The sequence below is a fragment of the Citrobacter sp. wls711 genome (assembly GCF_005281055.1).
In the GTDB taxonomy this organism is placed as follows: Bacteria; Pseudomonadota; Gammaproteobacteria; order Enterobacterales; family Enterobacteriaceae; genus Citrobacter; species Citrobacter gillenii.
The window spans coordinates 19522-39543 of the sequence record NZ_SZXC01000049.1; the positions used below are offsets into that span (position 1 = coordinate 19522).

Consider the following 20022-nt stretch of genomic DNA (forward strand, 5'->3'; position numbering starts at 1 on the left):
AAGACGCGTCTTGTTACAACCTTAACCCAAATGACTGATTTCGGGAGAACGGCCATGAGTTTATTTGATAAAAAGCATCTTGTTTCTCAAGCAGATGCTCTACCTGGACGCAACACCCCGATGCCCGTGGCAACGCTGCATGCGGTGAACCAACATTCGATGACCCACGTACCCGAAGGGATGGAAATCGCCCTGTTCGCGATGGGCTGTTTCTGGGGCGTGGAGCGTTTGTTCTGGTCTTTACCCGGCGTTTACAGCACGGCTGCCGGGTATACCGGCGGCTACACGCCTAACCCAACCTATCGGGAAGTCTGTTCTGGCGAAACGGGCCATGCCGAAGCGGTGCGTATCGTTTATGACCCGCATGTTATCAGCTACGAGCAACTGCTGCAGGTGTTCTGGGAGAATCACGACCCGGCGCAGGGCATGCGTCAGGGCAATGACCAGGGCACGCAGTACCGTTCGGCCATTTATCCGCTCACGCCGGAGCAAAAGAGTGCAGCAGATGCCAGCCTCGCGCGTTTTCAGGCGGGGATGACCGCTGCGGGCGATGACCGCCACATCACGACAGAGATTAATACCGCCACGCCGTTCTATTATGCCGAGGACGATCACCAACAATATCTGCATAAAAACCCTTATGGATATTGTGGTATTGGCGGCATTGGCGTGTGCCTGCCGCCGCAGAACTAATCTGCTGCTGCCCGATGGCGATACGCTTATCGGGCCAGTCGGGTCAACTATTGTTCCCGCGCCAGCGCGGCATGGCGCGTGGCATTGGCGACGGTTCCCCTTTCCGTCACTTTGCCCTTGAGCAGCAGATTAAACACCGGCGCAGCCGGGCGATTGAGGCGGTTTTGCAGCAAATGCACAGCTTCTACGCCTAATGCCCGACAGGGAATGGTAATGCTGGTGACCGCAGAAACCACATGGCCATCCAGTTCTTTGACATCCGTGGTCATCAGCGAGATATCATCGGGAATGCGCCCCCCCAACGCTTCCAGCACGCGGCGAACGCCGCTGGACATTGACGCCCCGGCACAGAAAATCACTTCCGGCCATTCGCTCTGCGGCAGTTCACGTAGCCGGTCGCTAATTGCCTGTATCGCCTCTGGTTCAGAAAATCCTTCCGTCACCAACAGATCGCGCCGGGCATCAAACGGCACCTGATACTGCCGATAGATCTCCTTTATGCCTTCCAGGCGCCAGTACAGGGTTTCACGTCGTAGGCTGGTGACGTGGAGAATGCGCCGATGCCCCTGCTCAAAAAGATACTGCACCGCCTGGTTGCCAATCGATCGGTGATCGGGCGAGACCGCGTCCAATACCCCTTCTTTATCCTGTGAGTTGATCAGCACGCAGGGTTTTCCCAGCGACTGCGCCAGCTTATGCACGGTGGGGTCATCAATGCCGATGAGAATAATGGCGTTGATATTCTTGTTGTTGGCCTTTTCCAGAAAGAGCTTGATGTCGGCTCGCTGCTCATCTAACCCGCAGTAGCTCAGATAGACATCATGCGGCGCAATAGCTTCAGCAATACCGCGCGTCACTTCGAGGTAAAACACATCGCCCTGCGCAATGAATGTGCGCTGTGGAGCGAAGACCGCAATCCCGTTGATCAGCAGCCGCCCGCAGGCCAGCGTATCAAGCACCCCTAGCTGGCGCGCGCATTTCACGATGGCTTCCCGAGCTTTATCGCTGGTACAGGACTTCCCGCTCAGTACCCTCGACACGGTACTCACGGAGAACCCGGTTAAGGCAGCGATTTCATCCATTTTTAGCTTGCCTGACATTCTGTGACCTCGCTCGCAATCTATTTTTGCAAGTTTTTGCAAACCTAGTTCATTGACTCTAAAACACTTTTTCAATATCTGTGCGAACTTCTTCCTCATCCTGCAACCGCTCTCACAAAATCACATTGTCGATATTCCAGGCGTTTCTTATGGTCCGCTTATCCCTTATTTCTGATGAAAAGGCCTGACATGAAAAAATTACGCTTTGGCATTATTGGCGTGGGAAATATTGGCACCGTCCACGCCCGCTATCTGCTGGCTGGGACCGTAAAGGACGCCTGCCTGACGGCGGTCTGTGATAATAACGCCGACAAGCATGCCGCTATTCGCCAGTTAGTAGGCGATGCGGTTGCACTGTTTATCAGCGCTGAGGAGATGCTGAACAGTGGGCTTGTCGACGCGGTTATCGTCGCTACGCCGCACTATGCGCATCCGGGTTTATCGATGATGGCGATGCGTCTTGGCATTCATACGTTGTGCGAAAAACCGGCCGGGGTCTGTACCGCGCAGGTCCACGAGATGAACACCTGCGCCCGCGAATGCGATGTGGTGTTCGGCATGATGTACAACCAGCGCCCGAACCCGCTGTATCAGAAGGTGAAAGATCTGATCGACAGCGGCGAGCTAGGCGAATTGCGCCGCTCCAACTGGATAATCACCAACTGGTATCGCTCACAGAGTTACTACAACTCCGGCGGCTGGCGCGCGACATGGAAAGGCGAAGGCGGCGGCGTACTGCTCAATCAGGACCCGCACCAGCTTGATTTATGGCAATGGCTGGTCGGTATGCCCATACGCTTGCGCGCGTTTTGCCAGTTTGGCAAACACCGCCAGATTGAAGTAGAAGATGAGGTCACCGCCTACGCGGAATACGCCAACGGTGCAACCGGCGTGTTCATCACCACCGTCGCCGAAACCCCCGGCACCAACCGCCTCGAGATCGTCGGCGATCGCGGAAAAGTGGTGGTGGAAGAAGGCCGCCTGCGCTTCTGGCGACTGCGTGAATCCGAAACCGACTTCAACGCCCGCTGGCAAAACGGCTTTGGCGAGCCGGAGTGCTGGGAAGTGACTATCCCTACCGCACCAGAATGCAGTGAGCATCATGTCATCACCGCCAATTTCACCGCCGCGGTCCTGCACGGCGAACCGCTCATCGCCCCTGGTCTGGAAGGCATTCGCGGCCTGACGCTGTCCAACGCCATGCACCTCTCTACCTGGACCGATGACTGGGTTGAGTTACCGATTGACGAGCAGCGCTATGCCCGGTTGTTGCAGGCGCGTATCGACTCATCGGTCGAGAAAACCACCGCCAGCCGCACGCTGGACGCCTCCGCAAGCTGGCAGCGTTAAGGGGATGACCATGCTGAATATTGCCATTGTCGGCACCGGAAATATCTCCCATAACCACATTCAAAGCTATTTACAGTTTGCGGATCGCTGCCGGATCGTCGCGCTGGTCGACATCTGGCCGGAAAAAGCCGAAGAGAAGAAAACGCGCTACGGCCTAAGCGAAGCACGGGTCTACAACAGCCATCAGGCCATGCTGGACGCGGGTATTAATGTGGACGTTGTCGACGTCTGTACTCCGCCGTACGTCCACGCCGACATCAGCATTGATGCTCTGCACGCGGGCAAACACGTGCTGTGCGAAAAACCGATGGCCGCCTCGCTCGCAGAGTGTGATGCGATGATTGCCGCGCAGAAAGCCAGCGGAAAAATGTTATCGGTTATCGCACAAAACCGCTTTACCGATGCCTTCTGGCGCTTAAAAGCCGCCGTTGATTCCGGCCTTGCGGGCAAAATTTGCCACGCACAGGTGGACTCGTTCTGGTGGCGCGGGCATTGCTATTACGATCTGTGGTGGCGCGGCACCTGGCAGAAAGAAGGCGGCGGCTGCACGCTGAATCATGCGGTACACCACATCGATGCCATTCAGTGGATGCTCGGCTTCCCGAGCGAAGTGGTAGCGATGATGAGCAATGTCGCCCATGACAACGCGGAAGTGGAAGATCTCAGTGCGGCCATTTTCAAATATTCAGACGGGGCGCTGGCTCAGCTCACCGCATCCGTTGTGCATCATGGTGAAGATCAGAAAATCGTTATTCAGGGCGAAAAGGCGCGGATCTCCGCCCCGTGGAAGGTGTATGCCAGCCAGTCGGCGGATAACGGCTTTCCACAAGCGGACAATAATCGCGAACTGGAAGAGCAACTGGACGCGCTGTTTCATGCCACGCCTGCGCTTCAATGGACGCTGCATAGCGGACAAATCGACAACCTGCTCAGCGCCATCGAACAACAGACGTCCCCACTGGTCGACGGGGAACAGGGTAAACGTTCGCTGGAGCTGATTACCGCTATCTACAAATCCGCCATTACCCGCACGGTGGTAACGCTGCCCATCCCCAGCCACGACGATTTTTATCGTACCGGCGGCCTGATGGCAAAAGCCCCGCATTTTTATGAGAAATCCGCCTCCGTGAGCAATTTCACGGAAGTCGGTGCTATCCCTCTGGGTAAAGACTTAGATTCAGGAGCAGAGTAATGAACAAGACAGATGGAATGAACTACGCCCCGACCGGCAAACCACAGCCGGTGGTAAAACCTGGTGAGTTTGTGATTGCCGCTGCCACGCTCGACCACGGTCATATCTACGGGATGTGCAACGGGCTGATCGAAGCCGGAGCCACCCTGAAGTGGGTGTACGACCCGGACCCGGCGAAAGTGGAGAAATTCCTGCAACAGTACCCGCAGGCGCAGGTGGCTGACTCACTGGAGACCATTCTCAACGACCGCGATGTCAGGCTGGTCGCCGGGGCGGCGATCCCCTCTGAACGCTGCCCGATGGGACTAAAGGTGATGGCGGCGGGTAAAGACTATTTCACCGACAAAGCACCGCTGACCACTCTCGAACAGCTGGAAGACGCCAAAGCCATGGTGGCCAGGACCGGGCGCAAGTACGCGGTTTACTACAGCGAGCGCCTGCACGTTGAAAGCGCAGTTTTTGCGGGCGATCTGGTCAAGCGGGGGGCAATAGGCCGGGTGATCCAGACCCTGGGCACCGGCCCGCATCGTGAAGGCAGCGGACGTCCTGACTGGTTCTACGATCGACGCTATTTCGGCGGCATTCTGTGTGATATCGGCAGTCATCAGATTGAGCAGTTCCTGTTTTACACCGACAACCTCGAGGCGCGTGTGGTCGCAAGCCAGGTGCGCAACGTTAATCATCCGCAGTATCCACAGTTTGAAGACTTTGGCGATGCGATGCTGGCGGGCGAGAACGGCGCAACGGGCTATTTCCGCTGCGACTGGTTCACGCCGGACGGCCTCAGCACCTGGGGGGACGGACGCCTGACGCTGCTGGGCACCGGGGGCTATATCGAGATCCGCAAGTATGTCGATATTACCCAAGGTGAACAGGATGTGGTGTATCTGGTTAATAAAGAGGGGGAATTCCGCCATCCGGTCGCCGGTAAGGTAGGGTTCCCGTTCTTCGGCGAGTTTATTCTCGACTGCCTGAACCGTACCGAAAACGCCATGACCCAGGCCCATGCGTTTAAAGCCGCCGAGCTGTGCGTGAAGGCGCAAATGCTCGCCAATGCGCATGCATAATGGGGGCAGCATGAAAACGTTAAATGCCGCCATTATTGGTGCCGGTGCCATCCACCGTAGTCACGTCAACGCCCTACGGCTCTTGCCGGGGGTGACGCTACGCGCGCTGGTCGACACCGACAGCGTCAACGGGCTACAGCAGGCGATGGCCTATAACTGCCGCTTTTACCCCAATTACCGGGAAATGCTGCTGGATAACGACATTGACGTCGTGCATATCTGTACGCCGCATTTTGAGCATAAAAATATGATTCTCGCCGCCCTTGCTGCCGGGAAACATGTGTTTTGCGAAAAACCGGTAGGCATGAATGGAGGGGAAGTTGCCGACATCGCTGACGCCGCAGCCTCGGCGCCGGGACTGCTGGGCGTGTGTTACCAAAACCGACTGAATCCCACCAGCCTACGCATACGCGATGAACTGGCGAAAAATACGCTTGGCAAAATGCTCAGCATGAAAGCCGTGCTGACCTGGTCACGCTCCGGGGCGTACTACAGCGACAGTCCGTGGCGCGGGCGTTTTGCTCGCGAAGGCGGCAGTTTACTGATTAATCAGGCTATTCATACTCTCGATCTGATGCAGTGGTTCGCCGGGGGCGTCACACGCTTAAAAGGCGTGGTGGATAGCAGCGAACTGGCAGCGGTGACGGAAGCAGAAGACAGCGCGATGGCAACGCTGCATTTTGCCAACGGTGCACGTGGCCTGTTTTACGCCAGCAACTGCAATACGCTCGATTCGCCGCTGCTGCTGGAGATCCACTGTGAAAACGCCATGCTTCAGCTAACTGACAACGCGCTATGGCGCGTCACAAAGGACCAGCGCCTGAAGCTGGATAGCGATGGTTCACCAGACGGCAGCGCCAAAAGCTACTGGGGTCTTGGTCACCAACTGGCCATTCGCCAGTTCTATCATGCTATTACCCATCGCGGTCAGACAGAATATATCGATATCCATCAAGCCCAAAAATCGCTGTTGATGGTGGACGCTATTTATCGTTCATCTCTGACGCGACAATGGATAAATATTAATAATTAAAATTCATTAAGCATTCCATAAGTAAATAAATAAGCCGGGTAATACCGGCATACAGATACCCTATACACAAAATCATTCAAGATGTTTTAAGGCGGCAAGTCTGGTAACGCCCAGGCGCTTACATAAATAAGTGACTGGGGTGAGCAGGCGTAGCCAACAAAGAGGCTGCTTGAAGGATGACGTGTATATACACTGGAAAAATAATTATGGTTAAACCAACTGAACGCAGAGTCGGTTATGGCGTGGCAATTGGCTACGGCATCACTGATTTATTTGGCGGCGGGGCTTTCGCTATTATCGGCACCTGGCTGTTATTTTTTTACACTACCTATTGCGGTTTAAGCGTCCTGGAGGCAGGTTCCATATTTGCTATTGCCCGCGTGATTGATGCTTTACTCAGCCCGATTATGGGCTACGTCACCGATAATTTTGGCAATACCTGGCTTGGGCGGAAATTTGGCCGTCGCCGCTTCTTTTTATTACTCAGTTCGCCGCTCATGTTTCTCTATGCCCTGCTGTGGCTGACCGATATGGGTTACTGGTATTACCTGGGAACCTATTTGTCGATTGAATTGCTGTCGGCCATGGTACTGGTACCGTGGGAAACCCTGGCAGCAGAGATGACTAACCGTTACGAAGAGCGCAGCCGCCTTTCCGGCGTGCGCATGATCTGCTCGCAGCTCGGCGGCTTTCTGGCCGTCTCGGTTCCCGGCATTCTGATGCAGTTTACGGGCAAAGATAATCCGTTTACCTACACCCTGACCGGGATTATCTTTTCCGTCGTTTTCTGTATCGCCGTGTTTATTACCTGGCGCTGCACATGGGAGGCCAAAGATGTGCAAGAGGAGACATTTAAAACGGACCTTCAGCGCAGCAGCGGATTGTTCAATCATCTGAAGTACCTGGTACTCGACCTCTTCTCCTCGTTCAAAATTCGCGCCTTTCGTTTGCATATTATTATTTATATTTTCTCTTTCACCGCGATGGATGTATTCGGTTCAGTATTTACCTTTTACGTTATCTATTGTTTGAATCAGGATGCCGCATCGGTTTCCGGCTGGTTAAGCATTGCCGCGTTTGCGTCGGTGTTTGGCACCTATGGTTTTATGCTATTACTGAATAAACTCAATATTACGCCGTCCGCGGCGCTGCGACTCTCTTATAGTTGTATATTTGCGGTACTGGCATTTTTATTTATTATCTATTACACCCAAACTCAGGTCTCCAACGTGTTGTTCTCCGCCGTCTTTATTCTGCTCGGCATAGCGCGCTCGGGTCTCTATTATATTCCGTGGAATATTTACAGTTTTATCCCCGATATCGACGAGATGGTGACCCAACAGCGGCGCGAAGGCATTTTTGCGGGCGTAATGGTACTCACCCGCAAGAGTACCGTGGCTATCGCTATCCTGCTGATCGGCATGGTGCTGGAGGAGTCGGGTTTTGTGAAAGGCAGCGGCGCCCAGCCTGCAATGGCGCTGCACGCCATTATCGGCTTGATGATCTTTGCTACCACCGCGCTGCTGGCCGTCAGTTTCTACACCACCTACAAATTCAAGCTCACGCGTGAGACGCATAAATTGCTGCTCAAAGAGATAGCCCGCCGCAAGCTGGGAGGCAACTATCGCGACTGCGATGAGGAAACTCGGGTGGTGATAAAGCAGCTCACCGGCTACGAGTACGATGAAGTCTGGGGTGGCACTGCAACACAGCGGGCCACGGGGCGCGTCAGTCTTTCAGAAGCAGAATAAGGAGCGCATCATGTATAAACCCTGGAGCAAAACGCAGGCACAGCGCTGGTATCAGCAGCAACCTTGGGGCTGTGGTTTTAATTACTTACCACGTACTGCGGTCAACTGGCTCGACATGTGGCAAGCAGAGAGTTTCGATATCCACACCATCGAACAGGAACTTCGCTGGGCCAGCCAGTACGGCTATAACCAGTTGCGAACGAACTTACCGTTTACCGTCTGGCAGCATGACCGCGATGGCCTGATTGGCCGTATCGACACCTTTCTAAGCATTGCACACGCCCACGGTATCAAGGTGATGTTGACGCTGCTCGACGACTGCGCCTTTTCCGGCGATGAACCGTTTATCGGCCTGCAAAAAGCCCCGGTTCCCGGCGTGCATAATAGCCAGGCGGCGGGCAGTCCGGGACGGGCCTGCGTAATGGACAGAACCTGCTGGCCGCACATTGAAGCCTACGTCCGCGATATCATTCGATACTATCGTCATGACTCGCGCATCTGCGTCTGGGATCTCTACAATGAGCCCGGCAATGGCGGAATTTTCTGTAGCACAGGTGAATTTGCCCGTTACGACGACCGGCTGGAAATTTACGCCTTGACCCTGCTAACCCACCTGTTTAGCTGGGCGCGACAGGAGTCGCCGTCTCAGCCCCTAACCGTCGCCGCCTGGCATATTGACGATCGCGCAGCATGCGGGAACGCCTTTACCCATCCGATAGATGTTGCCGCACTGCGACTTTCAGATGTCATTAGCTACCATGCGTATGTTGATACCCCAGGCCAACTGTCTCTTTTGTCACAGCTTGCTGAGTTTGGCAGACCGGTTTTCTGTACCGAATGGCTGGCCCGCCACGTTGGTAGCCGAATAGAAGAACAGCTGCCGCTGTTTAACGCGCAGCGCGTTTCCAGCTATCACTGGGGGCTGGTGCAGGGCAAAACGCAAACCTGGCTACCGTGGCCGGATATCGCGCTCAACGACAAGACCGCACAGCTATGGTTTCATGATGTCCTGAAGCCAGACGGTTCACCCTATTGCGAACAAGAGATGCAGACCGTACGCCGGATTAACGCCGTTGGATAAGCCGCAATAATCCCCCTCTGGCGACTTTACAGTACCTTACGCTATACTAGCTTCTGAATTTACCGGCTCACTTCCACGAGCCGGTCTTTAGTTTGAATTCAATATAGATTCATACGGATTTATCCATTTCCCTTCCGAGGATCTGGCCTTAACGGCTGGATAAGATATGTTAAACAGTATTTTAGTCATTCTCTGCCTGATCGCCGTGAGTGCGTTTTTCTCGATATCCGAGATCTCGCTTGCCGCATCACGCAAAATTAAACTTAAGCTGCTTGCCGATGAAGGCAACATTAATGCGCAACGCGTAATGAAGATGCAGGAAAACCCCGGCATGTTCTTCACGGTGGTGCAAATTGGCCTTAACGCCGTCGCCATTCTTGGCGGTATCGTGGGTGATGCGGCATTTTCCCCGGTCTTTTACGGCCTTTTCTCAAAGTACTTTGCTCCAGAACTGTCCGAACAACTGAGCTTTATTTTGTCGTTCTCGCTGGTAACGGGTCTGTTCATCCTGTTCGCGGATTTAACCCCGAAACGCATCGGTATGATTGCGCCAGAAACTGTGGCTTTGCGCATCATCAACCCGATGCGCTTCTGTTTAATGGTGTTCCGTCCGCTGGTGTGGTTCTTCAATGGGCTGGCAAACAGTATTTTCCGGCTGTTCAAGATCCCAATGGTGCGTAAAGATGACATCACCTCCGATGATATCTATGCCGTATTTGAAGCCGGTGCGCTGGCGGGTGTCTTGCGTAAGCAGGAGCATGAGCTGATCGAAAACGTGTTCGAACTGGAATCACGTACCGTACCGTCGTCCATGACCTCACGTGAGAACGTCATCTGGTTCGATCTGCACGAAGATGAGCAGAGCCTGAAGAACAAAGTGGCGGAACATCCACATTCCAAGTTTCTGGTGTGTAACGAAGATATCGATCACATCATCGGCTACGTGGACTCCAAAGATCTGCTGAACCGTGTGCTGGCCAACCAAAGCATGGCGCTGAACAGCGGCGTGCAGATCCGCAATACGCTGATCGTCCCGGATACCCTGACGCTGTCTGAGGCGCTGGAAAGCTTCAAAGCCGCAGGCGAAGACTTTGCCGTTATCATGAACGAGTACGCGCTGGTGGTGGGCATTATCACACTGAACGACGTGATGACCACGCTGATGGGTGACTTAGTCGGTCAGGGTCTGGAAGAACAGATTGTGGCGCGTGACGAGAACTCCTGGCTTATTGACGGCGGTACGCCCATTGATGACGTGATGCGCGTACTGGATATCGACGAGTTTCCGCAGTCCGGCAACTATGAAACCATCGGTGGTTTTATGATGTTTATGCTGCGTAAAATCCCGAAACGTACCGACTCAGTGAAGTACTCAGGCTATAAATTCGAAGTGGTGGACATCGATAACTACAAGATCGATCAGCTGCTGGTGACGCGTCTGGACAGCAAACCCACCGTTCTGGTGCCAAAGCTGCCGGATGCGAAAGAAGACGGCGCGGCATAAGTTTGCCGACCTGAAAACATCAACGGCTCCTGTTACAGGAGCCGTTTTTTTATAGACTACATAAACTACCGCATAGCACTTTGATCAAGCCATCTCAGTTTGCAGACGCAAGACCTGACGGTTAACTTCGGACATAACAGAAAAATGCAGTTTGTCCTTCACTTTTGGGATAAGAATCTTACCCTTATCAAATTCAAAAGCGCCTACATCCTTTATATATAACCGTCCACGAAACAGGATCTTCACGTACTTCGCCACCTGCAGCGGGTTGTACCGTTGGAAAATTTTCATTGTTGTCTCCTGCTGAGCATTACGCCTTTGCGGTACCACAATCGGTCCGACAATCCTCAGGCGCAAATTTTAATGCCATATGACTATAGACTATCTCTACGTTGTTTCCAGCGTGTATAAGTTTATTTACCTTCAGGTTACAATTATTCAGAATTATCTTTTCAACGTTTCGCTGTCCTCAGTATAAGCCTTCATTTTTCACAGGATTTGTGCGCTCGTCCGCAAACTGGCATCGCGCTTGCGGGAAAAAGCATCATTCGCACATATGATTAAATTCCACACCCAAGTGGTCGGATCACCTGCAAAATAAGAAAGAAGGAAACACCATGACCTTACAAAAACTGCTGGCGCTGTCGTGCCTGTTGCTGCCGATGATGGCCTCTGCCCATAAATTTGAAACCAATCAGCGCGTGCCGCCGGTCGGGATCGCCGATCGCGGCGAACTGATTCTTGATAACGATAAGTTTAGCTACAAAAGCTGGAATAGCGCGCAGTTGCCGGGGAAAGTTCGCATTGTGCAACACATCGCCGGACGCACCTCGGCAAAAGAGAAAAACGCCACATTGATTGAGGCCATCAAAGCGGCGAATCTGCCACACGATAAGTATCAGACCACCACCATCGTTAACACAGATGATGCGATCCCTGGCTCCGGCATGTTTGTACGCAGCAGCCTTGAGAGCAATAAGAAGCTCTACCCGTGGTCACAGTTTATTGTCGACAGCAACGGCATCGCGCGTAAAACCTGGCAACTGGACGAAGAGAGCTCAGCCATCGCGGTCCTCGACAAAGACGGTCGCGTTCAGTGGGCCAAAGACGGGGCGTTAACGCAGGAAGAGGTGCAGCAGGTCATCGCCCTGCTGCACAAATTGCTCAGTAAATAGAGACCCGGAAGCCGGGGTTAAGGAACGATTCACGCGGGGTGTAATCCAACGGTTTACCCTGCCAGTCGTGAACGTGCGCTCCGGCTGCCGCGGCAACGGCGTGGCCTGCTGCGGTGTCCCAGACGTTGGTCGGCCCAAAACGCGGGTACAGCTGCGCCTGCCCTTCTGCCACCAGGCAGAACTTCAGCGATGAGCCAATCGACGTGGTCTGGTGCTCACCGAGCTGTTGCAGATACTCTTTTAGCTCGTTGTCGGCATGTGAACGGCTTATCACCACCAGCGGTGGACGCGCGTCGCGCACCTGGATTTGTTTGCGCACGCCGCACTCTTCTTTCCAGGCTTTACCTTCGGCTGCGCTGTACATCATCTTCATTACCGGGGCATATACCACGCCCAGTACCGGTTTTCCTTTCTCGATCAGCGCGATATTAACGGTAAATTCACCGTTACGTTTGATGAACTCCTTGGTACCATCCAACGGATCAACCAGCCAGTAACGCTGCCAGTGCTGGCGGATATCCCAGCCCGGCGGGTCCTCTTCTGACAACACCGGAATATCCGGCGTCAGCGCCTGTAATCCTGCAAGGATCACCGTGTGTGCGGCAATATCCGCCGCCGTGACCGGAGAATCATCCTGCTTGCTGGTGATTTCTATCGGTTTGATTCCATCGTAGACCTGCATAATGGCATCGCCCGCGTTCCGTGCAAGCTGGCATACATGTTCTAGCATTCTCCACCTCATTTATAGCAGCGGTGTTAACTCGTTGTTTTACTTATACCCGATCGTCAGAGGATCCGCCAACTGTGATAGCGCCTGCGGTTTTAAACGCTCTATTCATGGCATGATTCACACTTCTGTAAGCAATAAGCTGTATATACATTTTCTTTTGTGGCCTGGTTCTAAAAAGGATGCCCTCTGATGATTAAGTTTAGTGCAACGCTTCTGGCCACGCTGATAGCGGCCAGCGTGAATGCCTCAACCGTCGATCTGCGCATAATGGAAACCACTGATTTGCATAGCAATATTATGGATTTCGATTATTACAAAGATACGCCAACGGAAAAATTCGGCCTGGTACGTACGGCAAGTCTGATTAATGCCGCCAGAAATGAAGTCAAAAACAGCGTACTGGTCGATAACGGCGATCTGATTCAGGGCAGCCCGCTCGGGGATTACATGGCGGCGAAAGGGCTGAAAGCCGGCGAAACACACCCGGTTTATAAGGCGCTGAATACGCTGGATTACGCGGTCGGCAACCTCGGCAACCATGAATTTAACTACGGTCTGGACTATCTGCATAAGGCGCTAGCAGGCGCGAAGTTCCCTTACGTTAACGCCAATATCATCGACGTTAAAACCAAAAAACCGCTTTTTACCCCCTATTTGATTAAAGACACCGAGGTGGTCGACAAAGAGGGTCACAAGCAGACGCTGAAAATTGGCTACATCGGTTTTGTGCCACCGCAAATCATGACCTGGGATAAAGCCAATCTCAGCGGCAAAGTGACAGTGAATGACATCACCGAAACCGCACGTCAATACGTACCGGAAATGCGGGCCAAGGGCGCGGATGTGGTCGTCGTCGTGGCTCACTCGGGCCTTTCTGCCGACCCGTATCAGGCTATGGCGGAGAACTCGGTTTATTACCTCAGCGAAGTACCGGGTGTTGATGCCATCATGTTTGGTCATGCTCACGCCGTGTTCCCGGGGAAAGACTTTGCCAACATCAAAGGCGCAGATATCGCTAAAGGTACCCTGAACGGCGTTCCGGCAGTAATGCCAGGCATGTGGGGCGATCATCTGGGCGTGGTGGATTTGGTGCTGAATAACGACAGCGGGAAATGGCAGGTCACCCAGGCGAAAGCTGAAGCCCGCCCGATTTATGATGCGGCGGCAAAAAAATCCCTGGCCGCTGAAGACACGAAAATCGTTGAGATCCTGAAAGCCGACCATGACGCCACGCGCGAATTCGTCAGCAAACCAATCGGTAAATCGGCCGATAACATGTACAGCTATCTGGCACTGGTACAGGACGATCCAACCGTGCAGGTGGTGAACAACGCGCAAAAAGCTTACGTTGAACGCTTTATTCAGGGCGATCCGGATCTGGCGAAACTGCCAGTACTTTCCGCCGCCGCACCGTTTAAAGTGGGCGGCCGTAAGAACGATCCGGCCAGCTTTGTTGAGGTGGAAAAAGGCCAGCTCACCTTCCGCAACGCCGCCGATCTGTACCTCTATCCCAACACGCTGGTAGTGGTAAAAGCCAGCGGTAAAGAGGTGAAAGAGTGGCTGGAATGTTCCGCAGGACAGTTTAATCAGATTGATATTCACAGCAGCAAACCGCAGTCGCTGATCAACTGGGATGGCTTTCGGACCTATAACTTCGACGTGATCGACGGCGTAGACTATCAGATTGATGTGTCACAACCCGCCCGCTACGACGGCGAATGCCAGGCGATCAACCCGCAGGCAGAGCGTATTAAGCATCTGACCTTTAACGGTAAACCTATCGACCCGGACGCTACCTTCCTGGTAGCAACCAATAACTATCGCGCCTACGGCGGTAAGTTTGCCGGTACCGGCGACAACCATATCGCCTTTGCCTCACCGGATGAAAACCGCTCGGTGCTGGCCGCGTGGATAGGGGCCGAGACGAAGCGTGCCGGTGAAATTCACCCGGCGGCGGATAATAACTGGCGTCTGGCACCGATCCACAGTGAGACGAAGCTGGATATTCGTTTTGAAACCTCGCCGTCCGATAAAGCCGCCGCGTTTATCAAAGAAAAAGGACAGTATCCGCTGCAAAAAGTCGCCACCGACGATATCGGTTTTGCGATTTATCAGCTGGATTTGAGTAAGTAATTTTAGTGCCGGATGCGACGCAATAGCGTCTTATCCGGCCTACGCATGAAGCCGACTTGTAGGCCGGATAAGCGCAGCGCCATCCGGCACATCGTTCACCCCGGGATCCGCTGCGCCAAAACCTGCGGTAAATTCATTTCTATCCAGTCCGCCAGTGCGGCGACTTTATCACTCACCTGCTCACCCAACGGCGTCAGACTGTATTCCACGTGCGGCGGTACCACCGGATACGATACCCGGTTGATAAACCCGTCCTGCTCCAGCGCCTGTAAGGATTGCGCCAGCATCTTTTCACTGACACCGCCCATCTTACGGCGCAGATCGCTAAAACGGTGCGTGCCGTCGCGCAGCGCCACCAGAATCAATACCCCCCAACGGCTGGTGACGTGTTTTAACACCTCGCGGGAAGGACACTGCTCAGCAAATAAGTTGCCGTCGCGCAGTTGCTGAGAAAGCGTCGAAGCTGTCATTTTCATACTTACCTTTTTGTGCGTACTTACTAAAAGTAAGTTTAGGTGTTAGCGTGAGTCAACACAAGACAAAAACCTGGAGTTCCTCATGATTGCGATTACCGGCGCCACTGGCCAACTGGGCCAACACGTTATTGAAAACCTGCTGAAAACCGTTCCCGCCAGCCAGATTGTGGCGATTGTGCGTAACCCAGCGAAAGCCGCTGCCCTCAGCCAGCAGGGTATTACCGTCCGCCAGGCGGATTATACCGACGAAGCCGCCTTTACCACCGCGTTGCAAGGCATCGACAAACTGCTGCTGATCTCCTCAAGCGAAGTCGGACAGCGTACCCCACAGCACCGCAACGTGATCAATGCGGCGAAATCTGCACGTGTGAAATTCATCGCCTACACCAGCCTACTGCATGCCGATACCTCCCCGCTGGGGCTGGCAGATGAACACGTGGCAACCGAGAAGATGTTGGCAGAATCCGGCCTCGATTACGCGCTGCTACGTAACGGCTGGTACAGCGAAAACTATCTCGCCAGCGCCCCCGCCGCCCTCGAGCACGGCGTGTTTATTGGTGCCGCCGGAGACGGCAAAATCGCCGCCGCCACCCGCGCGGACTATGCTGCCGCCGCCGCGCGCGTCATCAGTGAAGAAGGCCATGCCGGAAAAATCTACGAGCTGGCGGGCGATGAAGGCTGGACGCTGAGCCAGTTGGCCGCCGAACTGGCTCAACAGAGCGGCAAAAAAGTGGTGTATCAGAACCTTAGCGAGGCCGATTTTGCCGCCGCGCTGAAAGGGTTTGGCCTGCCTGCCGGACTGGCAGAAATGTTGGCCGACTCTGATATCGGTGCCTCAAAAGGCGGGCTGTTTGACGACAGCCATACGCTGAGCACACTGATTAAACGCCCGACCACATCGCTGGCGGAGGGCGTCAGCGGCATCGTATAACTGTTAAAATTTGGTTAATTACGGTGGCATCCCCGCGCATCCTCTCTGATAATGATAAGACGATGTGTGGGGAGAGATAACGTGCAGGGTGTACCTGAGCAGTTTATTGATGAGAAAGACAGCGCCCGTTTTCGCCATCTGGCGCAGATACCGGGCGTTGAGCTGTATCATGCGCATATCTCGCGTTACGCGTTTGAGCCTCATACCCACGAAGCGTTTGGCATTGGCGCGATCGAAGCCGGCGCCGAGCGTTTTCGCTATCGTGGCACCCAGTACGTGGCACCGGCCCATTCCGTCGTGACCATGAATCCCGATGAGCTGCACACCGGCGAGGCTGAAACCGCCGACGGCTGGCGCTACCGGATGATTTATCTCGACCCCTCTCTTCTGCAAGAGGTCACCGGGATCCGCCACTGGTGGTTCCATGATGTGACGCGCCACGATCCCCACCGTTCACGCCAGATCTGTTCGCTGATCCACGGGATGTGGAACACCGAGGATCCGCTGGCACAAAAAGGATTGCTGCTCGATCTGATCGACACCTTCCAGCCACTGGCTCGTCATGCGCCGGTGTCGCGGGAAGGCGCGCATCGCTTTGATCGTGTGCGCGAATATCTGCATGATAACTACATGCACCCGGTTACGCTCGACGAACTGGCTCGCGTGGCTGCGCTCAGCCCCTGGCATTTTCAGCGCCAGTTCAAACTGCACTTTCACGTCACCCCGCATCAGATGCTCATGGCTGTTCGCCTGTGGCGCGCCAAAGATTTTCTCACGCGCGGTATGCCCGCCGCCGACGTTGCTGCGGCAACCGGCCTGACCGACCAGTCGCACCTCACCCGCGCGTTTACCCATCGCTACGGTATTACGCCTGTGCGTTATCAGAAGCAGGTTTATTCGCGCTAATGCGCAATCTCATACAATACAGCGGCGTTTTCCCTGCCTACACTCGGCGCAATGTTCAATGATGTGGATGTCAAAATGATTAGCGGTGTGTTGTACGCCCTGCTGGCGGGGTTGATGTGGGGGCTAATTTTTGTCGGGCCGTTGATCGTGCCGGAATACCCGGCGGTATTACAGTCGATGGGACGCTACCTGGCGCTGGGGCTGATTGCCCTGCCGCTGGCCTGGCTGGGTCGCGGACGTCTGCGTCAGCTATCGCGCAAGGACTGGAGAACCGCGCTGGCTCTGACGATGATGGGCAACCTGATTTATTATGTTTGTCTGGCCAGCGCCATTCAGCGCACCGGTGCGCCGGTCTCGACGATGATCATCGGCACGTTACCGGTAGTGATCCCGGTTTTCGCCAATCTGCTCTATAGCCAGCGTGATGGTAAATTATCCTGGTGGTGTTTGGCCCCGGCGCTGGTGCTGATCGGCATTGGCCTGCTGTGCGTGAATATTTCTGAGTTGAATCAGGGGTTACCTGATTTTAGCGGCTGGCGCTACGGGTCGGGTATCGCTCTGGCACTGGTTTCCGTGGTGTGCTGGGCATGGTATGCGCTGCGTAATGCCCGCTGGCTGCGTGAAAACCCCGATAAGCATCCGATGATGTGGGCCACCGCCCAGGCACTGGTGACGCTGCCCGTTTCTCTGCTCGGTTACATTGCGGCCTGCCTGTGGCTGAACGGGCAAACGCCGGACTTCTCCCTGCCCTTCGGCCCGCGTCCAGGCGTATTTATCGGCCTGATGGTCGCCATTGCGGTGCTATGTTCGTGGGTGGGGGCATTGTGCTGGAACATCGCCAGCCAAAAGCTGCCAACGGTGATCCTCGGGCCGTTGATTGTATTCGAGACGCTGGCGGGACTGCTGTATACCTTTATCTTGCGCCATGAAATGCCGTCGGCGCTGACGATTAGCGGCATCGCGTTATTGGTTATCGGTGTGGTGGTGGCCGTCAGAGCCAAGCCGGAGAAACCGAGCGTCGTCGTGGTTCCACAATCATAATGTGCCGAATGGCGCTGCACTTATCCGGCCTACGCGATAATTCCTTGTAGGCCGGATAAGGCGTTTACGCCGCCATCCGGCGCGACACTTTAAACACCGCAACGGTCTGATTCAGGCGTGCCGCCTGTTCTTCGAGCGCAGCCGCCGCTGACGCGGATTCTTCCACCAGCGAGGCGTTTTGCTGCGTCACGCGATCCATCTCGGCAACGGCCTGACCAACCTGATCGATTCCCCGACTCTGCTCATCAGAGGCCGAAGCAATCTCACCCATGATATCGGTCACGCGGGTGACGGCGCTGACGATCTCCGCCATTGTTTCACCCGCTTCATGCACCAGTGCAGTACCGGCGTTGACCCGATGACCAGAATCATCAATCAGGGCCTTAATCTCTTTCGCCGCCTGCGCGCTGCGCTGCGCCAGAGTGCGCACTTCTCCTGCTACTACCGCAAAACCACGCCCCTGTTCACCGGCCCGTGCGGCTTCTACCGCCGCGTTCAGCGCCAGAATATTGGTCTGGAAGGCAATACCGTCAATAACAGTGGTAATTTGCGCGATTTTGCTGGAACTGGTGGCAATTTCATCCATGGTACGCACCACGCCATCAACCACCGTGCCGCCTTTTTGCGCCGTCTGCGAGGCATTTTTTGCAAGGCTAGTCGCCTGTCGTGCATTATCCGCATTCTGTCTCACGGTAGCGGTGAGCTGTTCCATGCTGGCTGCCGTTTCCTCCAGCGATGCGGCCTGCTGTTCGGTACGCGAGGAGAGATCGTTACTGCCCGCGGCGATTTCACCCGCCCCGGTGTAAATGGTATCGGCCCCGTCACGCACCACGCTAACCGTGTTCGCCAGCGACTGCTGCATATCGCGGACGTTACGTGCCAGCAGCGCCATTTCATTGCTGCCGTCAGCACTGATGCTGTGGGTCAGGTCACCTGCGGCAATATGCCGAATATGTTCCATCACCTCACGCAGTGGCTTCAACAGCACGCGCTGCATGGCTATCCAGCTAACGACAATCACCGTGACCACAATCAGCATGACGGCAGACAGCAACCAGATAATTTTCTGGTAGTCATTCTCGTTATCCTGCACGCCCGCATTGGCCAGCGCGGATTGTGCCGCACGCCATTCCTGATAAACACCCTGCATTGCCGTCTGCTTTTGTTCAGCATTCTGTTTGAACATCTCTTCCAGTTTGCCTTCCGCCAGCAGCGCGTTCATTTTGGCAAGCGTGGTCGAATAAATGCCGTACTGCTCTTCCAGTCGATCAGCCAGATGTTCATCCAGACCCGGCGTTTCCGGCAACGCATAGTATTTATCGTAATGCTCTTTCGCTTCTGCCAGCAGGCGATTTGCCGTGCTTACCAGCTCTGTTAGCTGCCCGCCGTTCACCTCGCTGACCATCGTGCCCTGCAGACGCAGCATGCCCCGGTTGAGCGTGACGCGCGCCTGGTTCAGGCTAATTCACGCATCGGTAAACTCGGCCACGTTCTGGCTGGAAAGCTGAGACACGTTAAAATTTTGCTTATCGTTGTTGAGTGCGCCAATAAAGACGCCTGCGGAGATGAGCTGCATCGCGCCCAGGGAAAGTAACACGGTGATAAGTAAGGTTATCACTTTGATTCGTTTGAACATCTGTTGCCTTTTTATTATGCAGGTATTGTCTGAGGTCTAACTATCGGCAGCCGCGCCCGCTTATTTAATCTTCTGACGCGGCTTTTTTCGCCGTTTTGCGCCTTTTCAATAAGATTCAGCAGGTTAACGGAATAAGAAATTTTCGTGACAGCCATCACAAATCCCGCCACCCCGAAAGGGGTATATCCTTCGCTATAAGTTGCATTTAAAATACATCTTATAT

The 20022-nt window shown here is 54.4% G+C and carries 17 protein-coding genes and 1 pseudogene; 13 read left to right on the forward strand and 5 right to left on the reverse strand.

The features are described 5' to 3' along the window. Positions 1-54: 54 nt before the first annotated feature. Complete coding sequence (gene msrA / locus FDW98_RS14760) at positions 55-693, forward strand: peptide-methionine (S)-S-oxide reductase MsrA (protein WP_096758541.1); 639 nt, start codon at positions 55-57, stop codon at positions 691-693. A 47-nt stretch (positions 694-740) separates the two neighbouring features. Here the strand turns inward: msrA and FDW98_RS14765 are convergent, their stop codons facing one another. After that, a complete protein-coding gene (locus FDW98_RS14765; RefSeq protein WP_096758542.1) occupies positions 741-1793 on the reverse strand; it encodes a LacI family DNA-binding transcriptional regulator in 1053 nt (350 codons plus the stop codon). Between the two features lie 189 nt (positions 1794-1982). Here FDW98_RS14765 and FDW98_RS14770 point away from each other — a divergent pair, with 189 nt between their 5' ends. From FDW98_RS14770 to FDW98_RS14800, 7 genes are all read left to right on the forward strand, one after another. Beyond that, the gene (locus FDW98_RS14770) at positions 1983-3143 is read left to right on the forward strand and encodes a Gfo/Idh/MocA family protein (protein WP_096758543.1); all 1161 of its coding nucleotides are present in this window, start codon (positions 1983-1985) and stop codon (positions 3141-3143) included. 10 nt (positions 3144-3153) lie between these two features. Further along, entirely contained in the window at positions 3154-4335 is a 1182-nt protein-coding gene (locus FDW98_RS14775; protein ID WP_096758544.1) for a Gfo/Idh/MocA family protein, read from the forward strand. After that, entirely contained in the window at positions 4335-5402 is a 1068-nt protein-coding gene (locus FDW98_RS14780; RefSeq protein ID WP_096758545.1) for a Gfo/Idh/MocA family protein, read from the forward strand. Before FDW98_RS14775 ends, FDW98_RS14780 begins: the two co-directional genes overlap by 1 nt. 10 nt (positions 5403-5412) lie before the next feature. Then, positions 5413-6435, forward strand: a complete 1023-nt coding sequence (locus FDW98_RS14785) for a Gfo/Idh/MocA family protein (protein ID WP_096759477.1) — start codon at positions 5413-5415, stop codon at positions 6433-6435. A gap of 206 nt (positions 6436-6641) precedes the next feature. After that, positions 6642-8186, forward strand: coding sequence for an MFS transporter (locus FDW98_RS14790; protein WP_096758546.1), 1545 nt, complete (start codon positions 6642-6644; stop codon positions 8184-8186). A gap of 10 nt (positions 8187-8196) precedes the next feature. After that, the gene (locus tag FDW98_RS14795; protein ID WP_096758547.1) at positions 8197-9267 is read left to right on the forward strand and encodes a 1,4-beta-xylanase; all 1071 of its coding nucleotides are present in this window, start codon (positions 8197-8199) and stop codon (positions 9265-9267) included. Between the two features lie 166 nt (positions 9268-9433). Continuing rightward, positions 9434-10771 (forward strand): hemolysin family protein, encoded by a 1338-nt coding sequence (locus FDW98_RS14800; RefSeq protein ID WP_096758548.1) that lies wholly within the window; start codon positions 9434-9436, stop codon positions 10769-10771. An 84-nt stretch (positions 10772-10855) separates the two neighbouring features. Here FDW98_RS14800 and FDW98_RS14805 read toward each other — a convergent pair whose 3' ends face one another. After that, positions 10856-11062, reverse strand: coding sequence for a DUF1107 domain-containing protein (locus tag FDW98_RS14805; RefSeq protein ID WP_003025710.1), 207 nt, complete (start codon positions 11060-11062; stop codon positions 10856-10858). Between the two features lie 326 nt (positions 11063-11388). On the opposite strand from FDW98_RS14805, the gene FDW98_RS14810 reads away from it, so the two are divergent. Beyond that, on the forward strand, positions 11389-11946 hold the full coding sequence (locus tag FDW98_RS14810) for a YtfJ family protein (protein ID WP_096758549.1): 558 nt from the start codon (positions 11389-11391) through the stop codon (positions 11944-11946). Here FDW98_RS14810 and cysQ read toward each other — a convergent pair. Next, positions 11936-12676 (reverse strand): 3'(2'),5'-bisphosphate nucleotidase CysQ, encoded by a 741-nt coding sequence (cysQ, locus tag FDW98_RS14815; RefSeq protein ID WP_096758550.1) that lies wholly within the window; start codon positions 12674-12676, stop codon positions 11936-11938. The genes FDW98_RS14810 and cysQ overlap by 11 nt on opposite strands. Before the next feature lie 189 nt (positions 12677-12865). Between cysQ and cpdB the strand changes: the two genes are divergently transcribed. Beyond that, a complete protein-coding gene (cpdB, locus tag FDW98_RS14820; protein WP_096758551.1) occupies positions 12866-14809 on the forward strand; it encodes a 2',3'-cyclic-nucleotide 2'-phosphodiesterase in 1944 nt (647 codons plus the stop codon). A gap of 95 nt (positions 14810-14904) precedes the next feature. On the opposite strand, the gene FDW98_RS14825 is transcribed toward cpdB, so the two are convergent. After that, positions 14905-15279, reverse strand: coding sequence for a helix-turn-helix domain-containing protein (locus tag FDW98_RS14825; protein ID WP_096759478.1), 375 nt, complete (start codon positions 15277-15279; stop codon positions 14905-14907). Between the two features lie 88 nt (positions 15280-15367). On the opposite strand from FDW98_RS14825, the gene FDW98_RS14830 reads away from it, so the two are divergent. From FDW98_RS14830 to FDW98_RS14840, 3 genes are all read left to right on the forward strand, one after another. Continuing rightward, the gene (locus tag FDW98_RS14830; RefSeq protein WP_096758552.1) at positions 15368-16216 is read left to right on the forward strand and encodes an SDR family oxidoreductase; all 849 of its coding nucleotides are present in this window, start codon (positions 15368-15370) and stop codon (positions 16214-16216) included. Positions 16217-16297: 81 nt separating this feature from the next. Continuing rightward, entirely contained in the window at positions 16298-17122 is an 825-nt protein-coding gene (locus FDW98_RS14835) for an AraC family transcriptional regulator (RefSeq protein ID WP_096758553.1), read from the forward strand. Positions 17123-17197: 75 nt separating this feature from the next. Next, positions 17198-18163 carry a DMT family transporter gene (locus tag FDW98_RS14840; RefSeq protein WP_096759479.1) on the forward strand — a complete coding sequence of 322 codons (966 nt, stop codon included), beginning with the start codon at positions 17198-17200 and terminating at the stop codon, positions 18161-18163. A 64-nt stretch (positions 18164-18227) separates the two neighbouring features. Here the strand turns inward: FDW98_RS14840 and FDW98_RS14845 are convergent. Then, a pseudogene (locus tag FDW98_RS14845) lies at positions 18228-19799 on the reverse strand (methyl-accepting chemotaxis protein). Positions 19800-20022 lie beyond the last annotated feature (223 nt).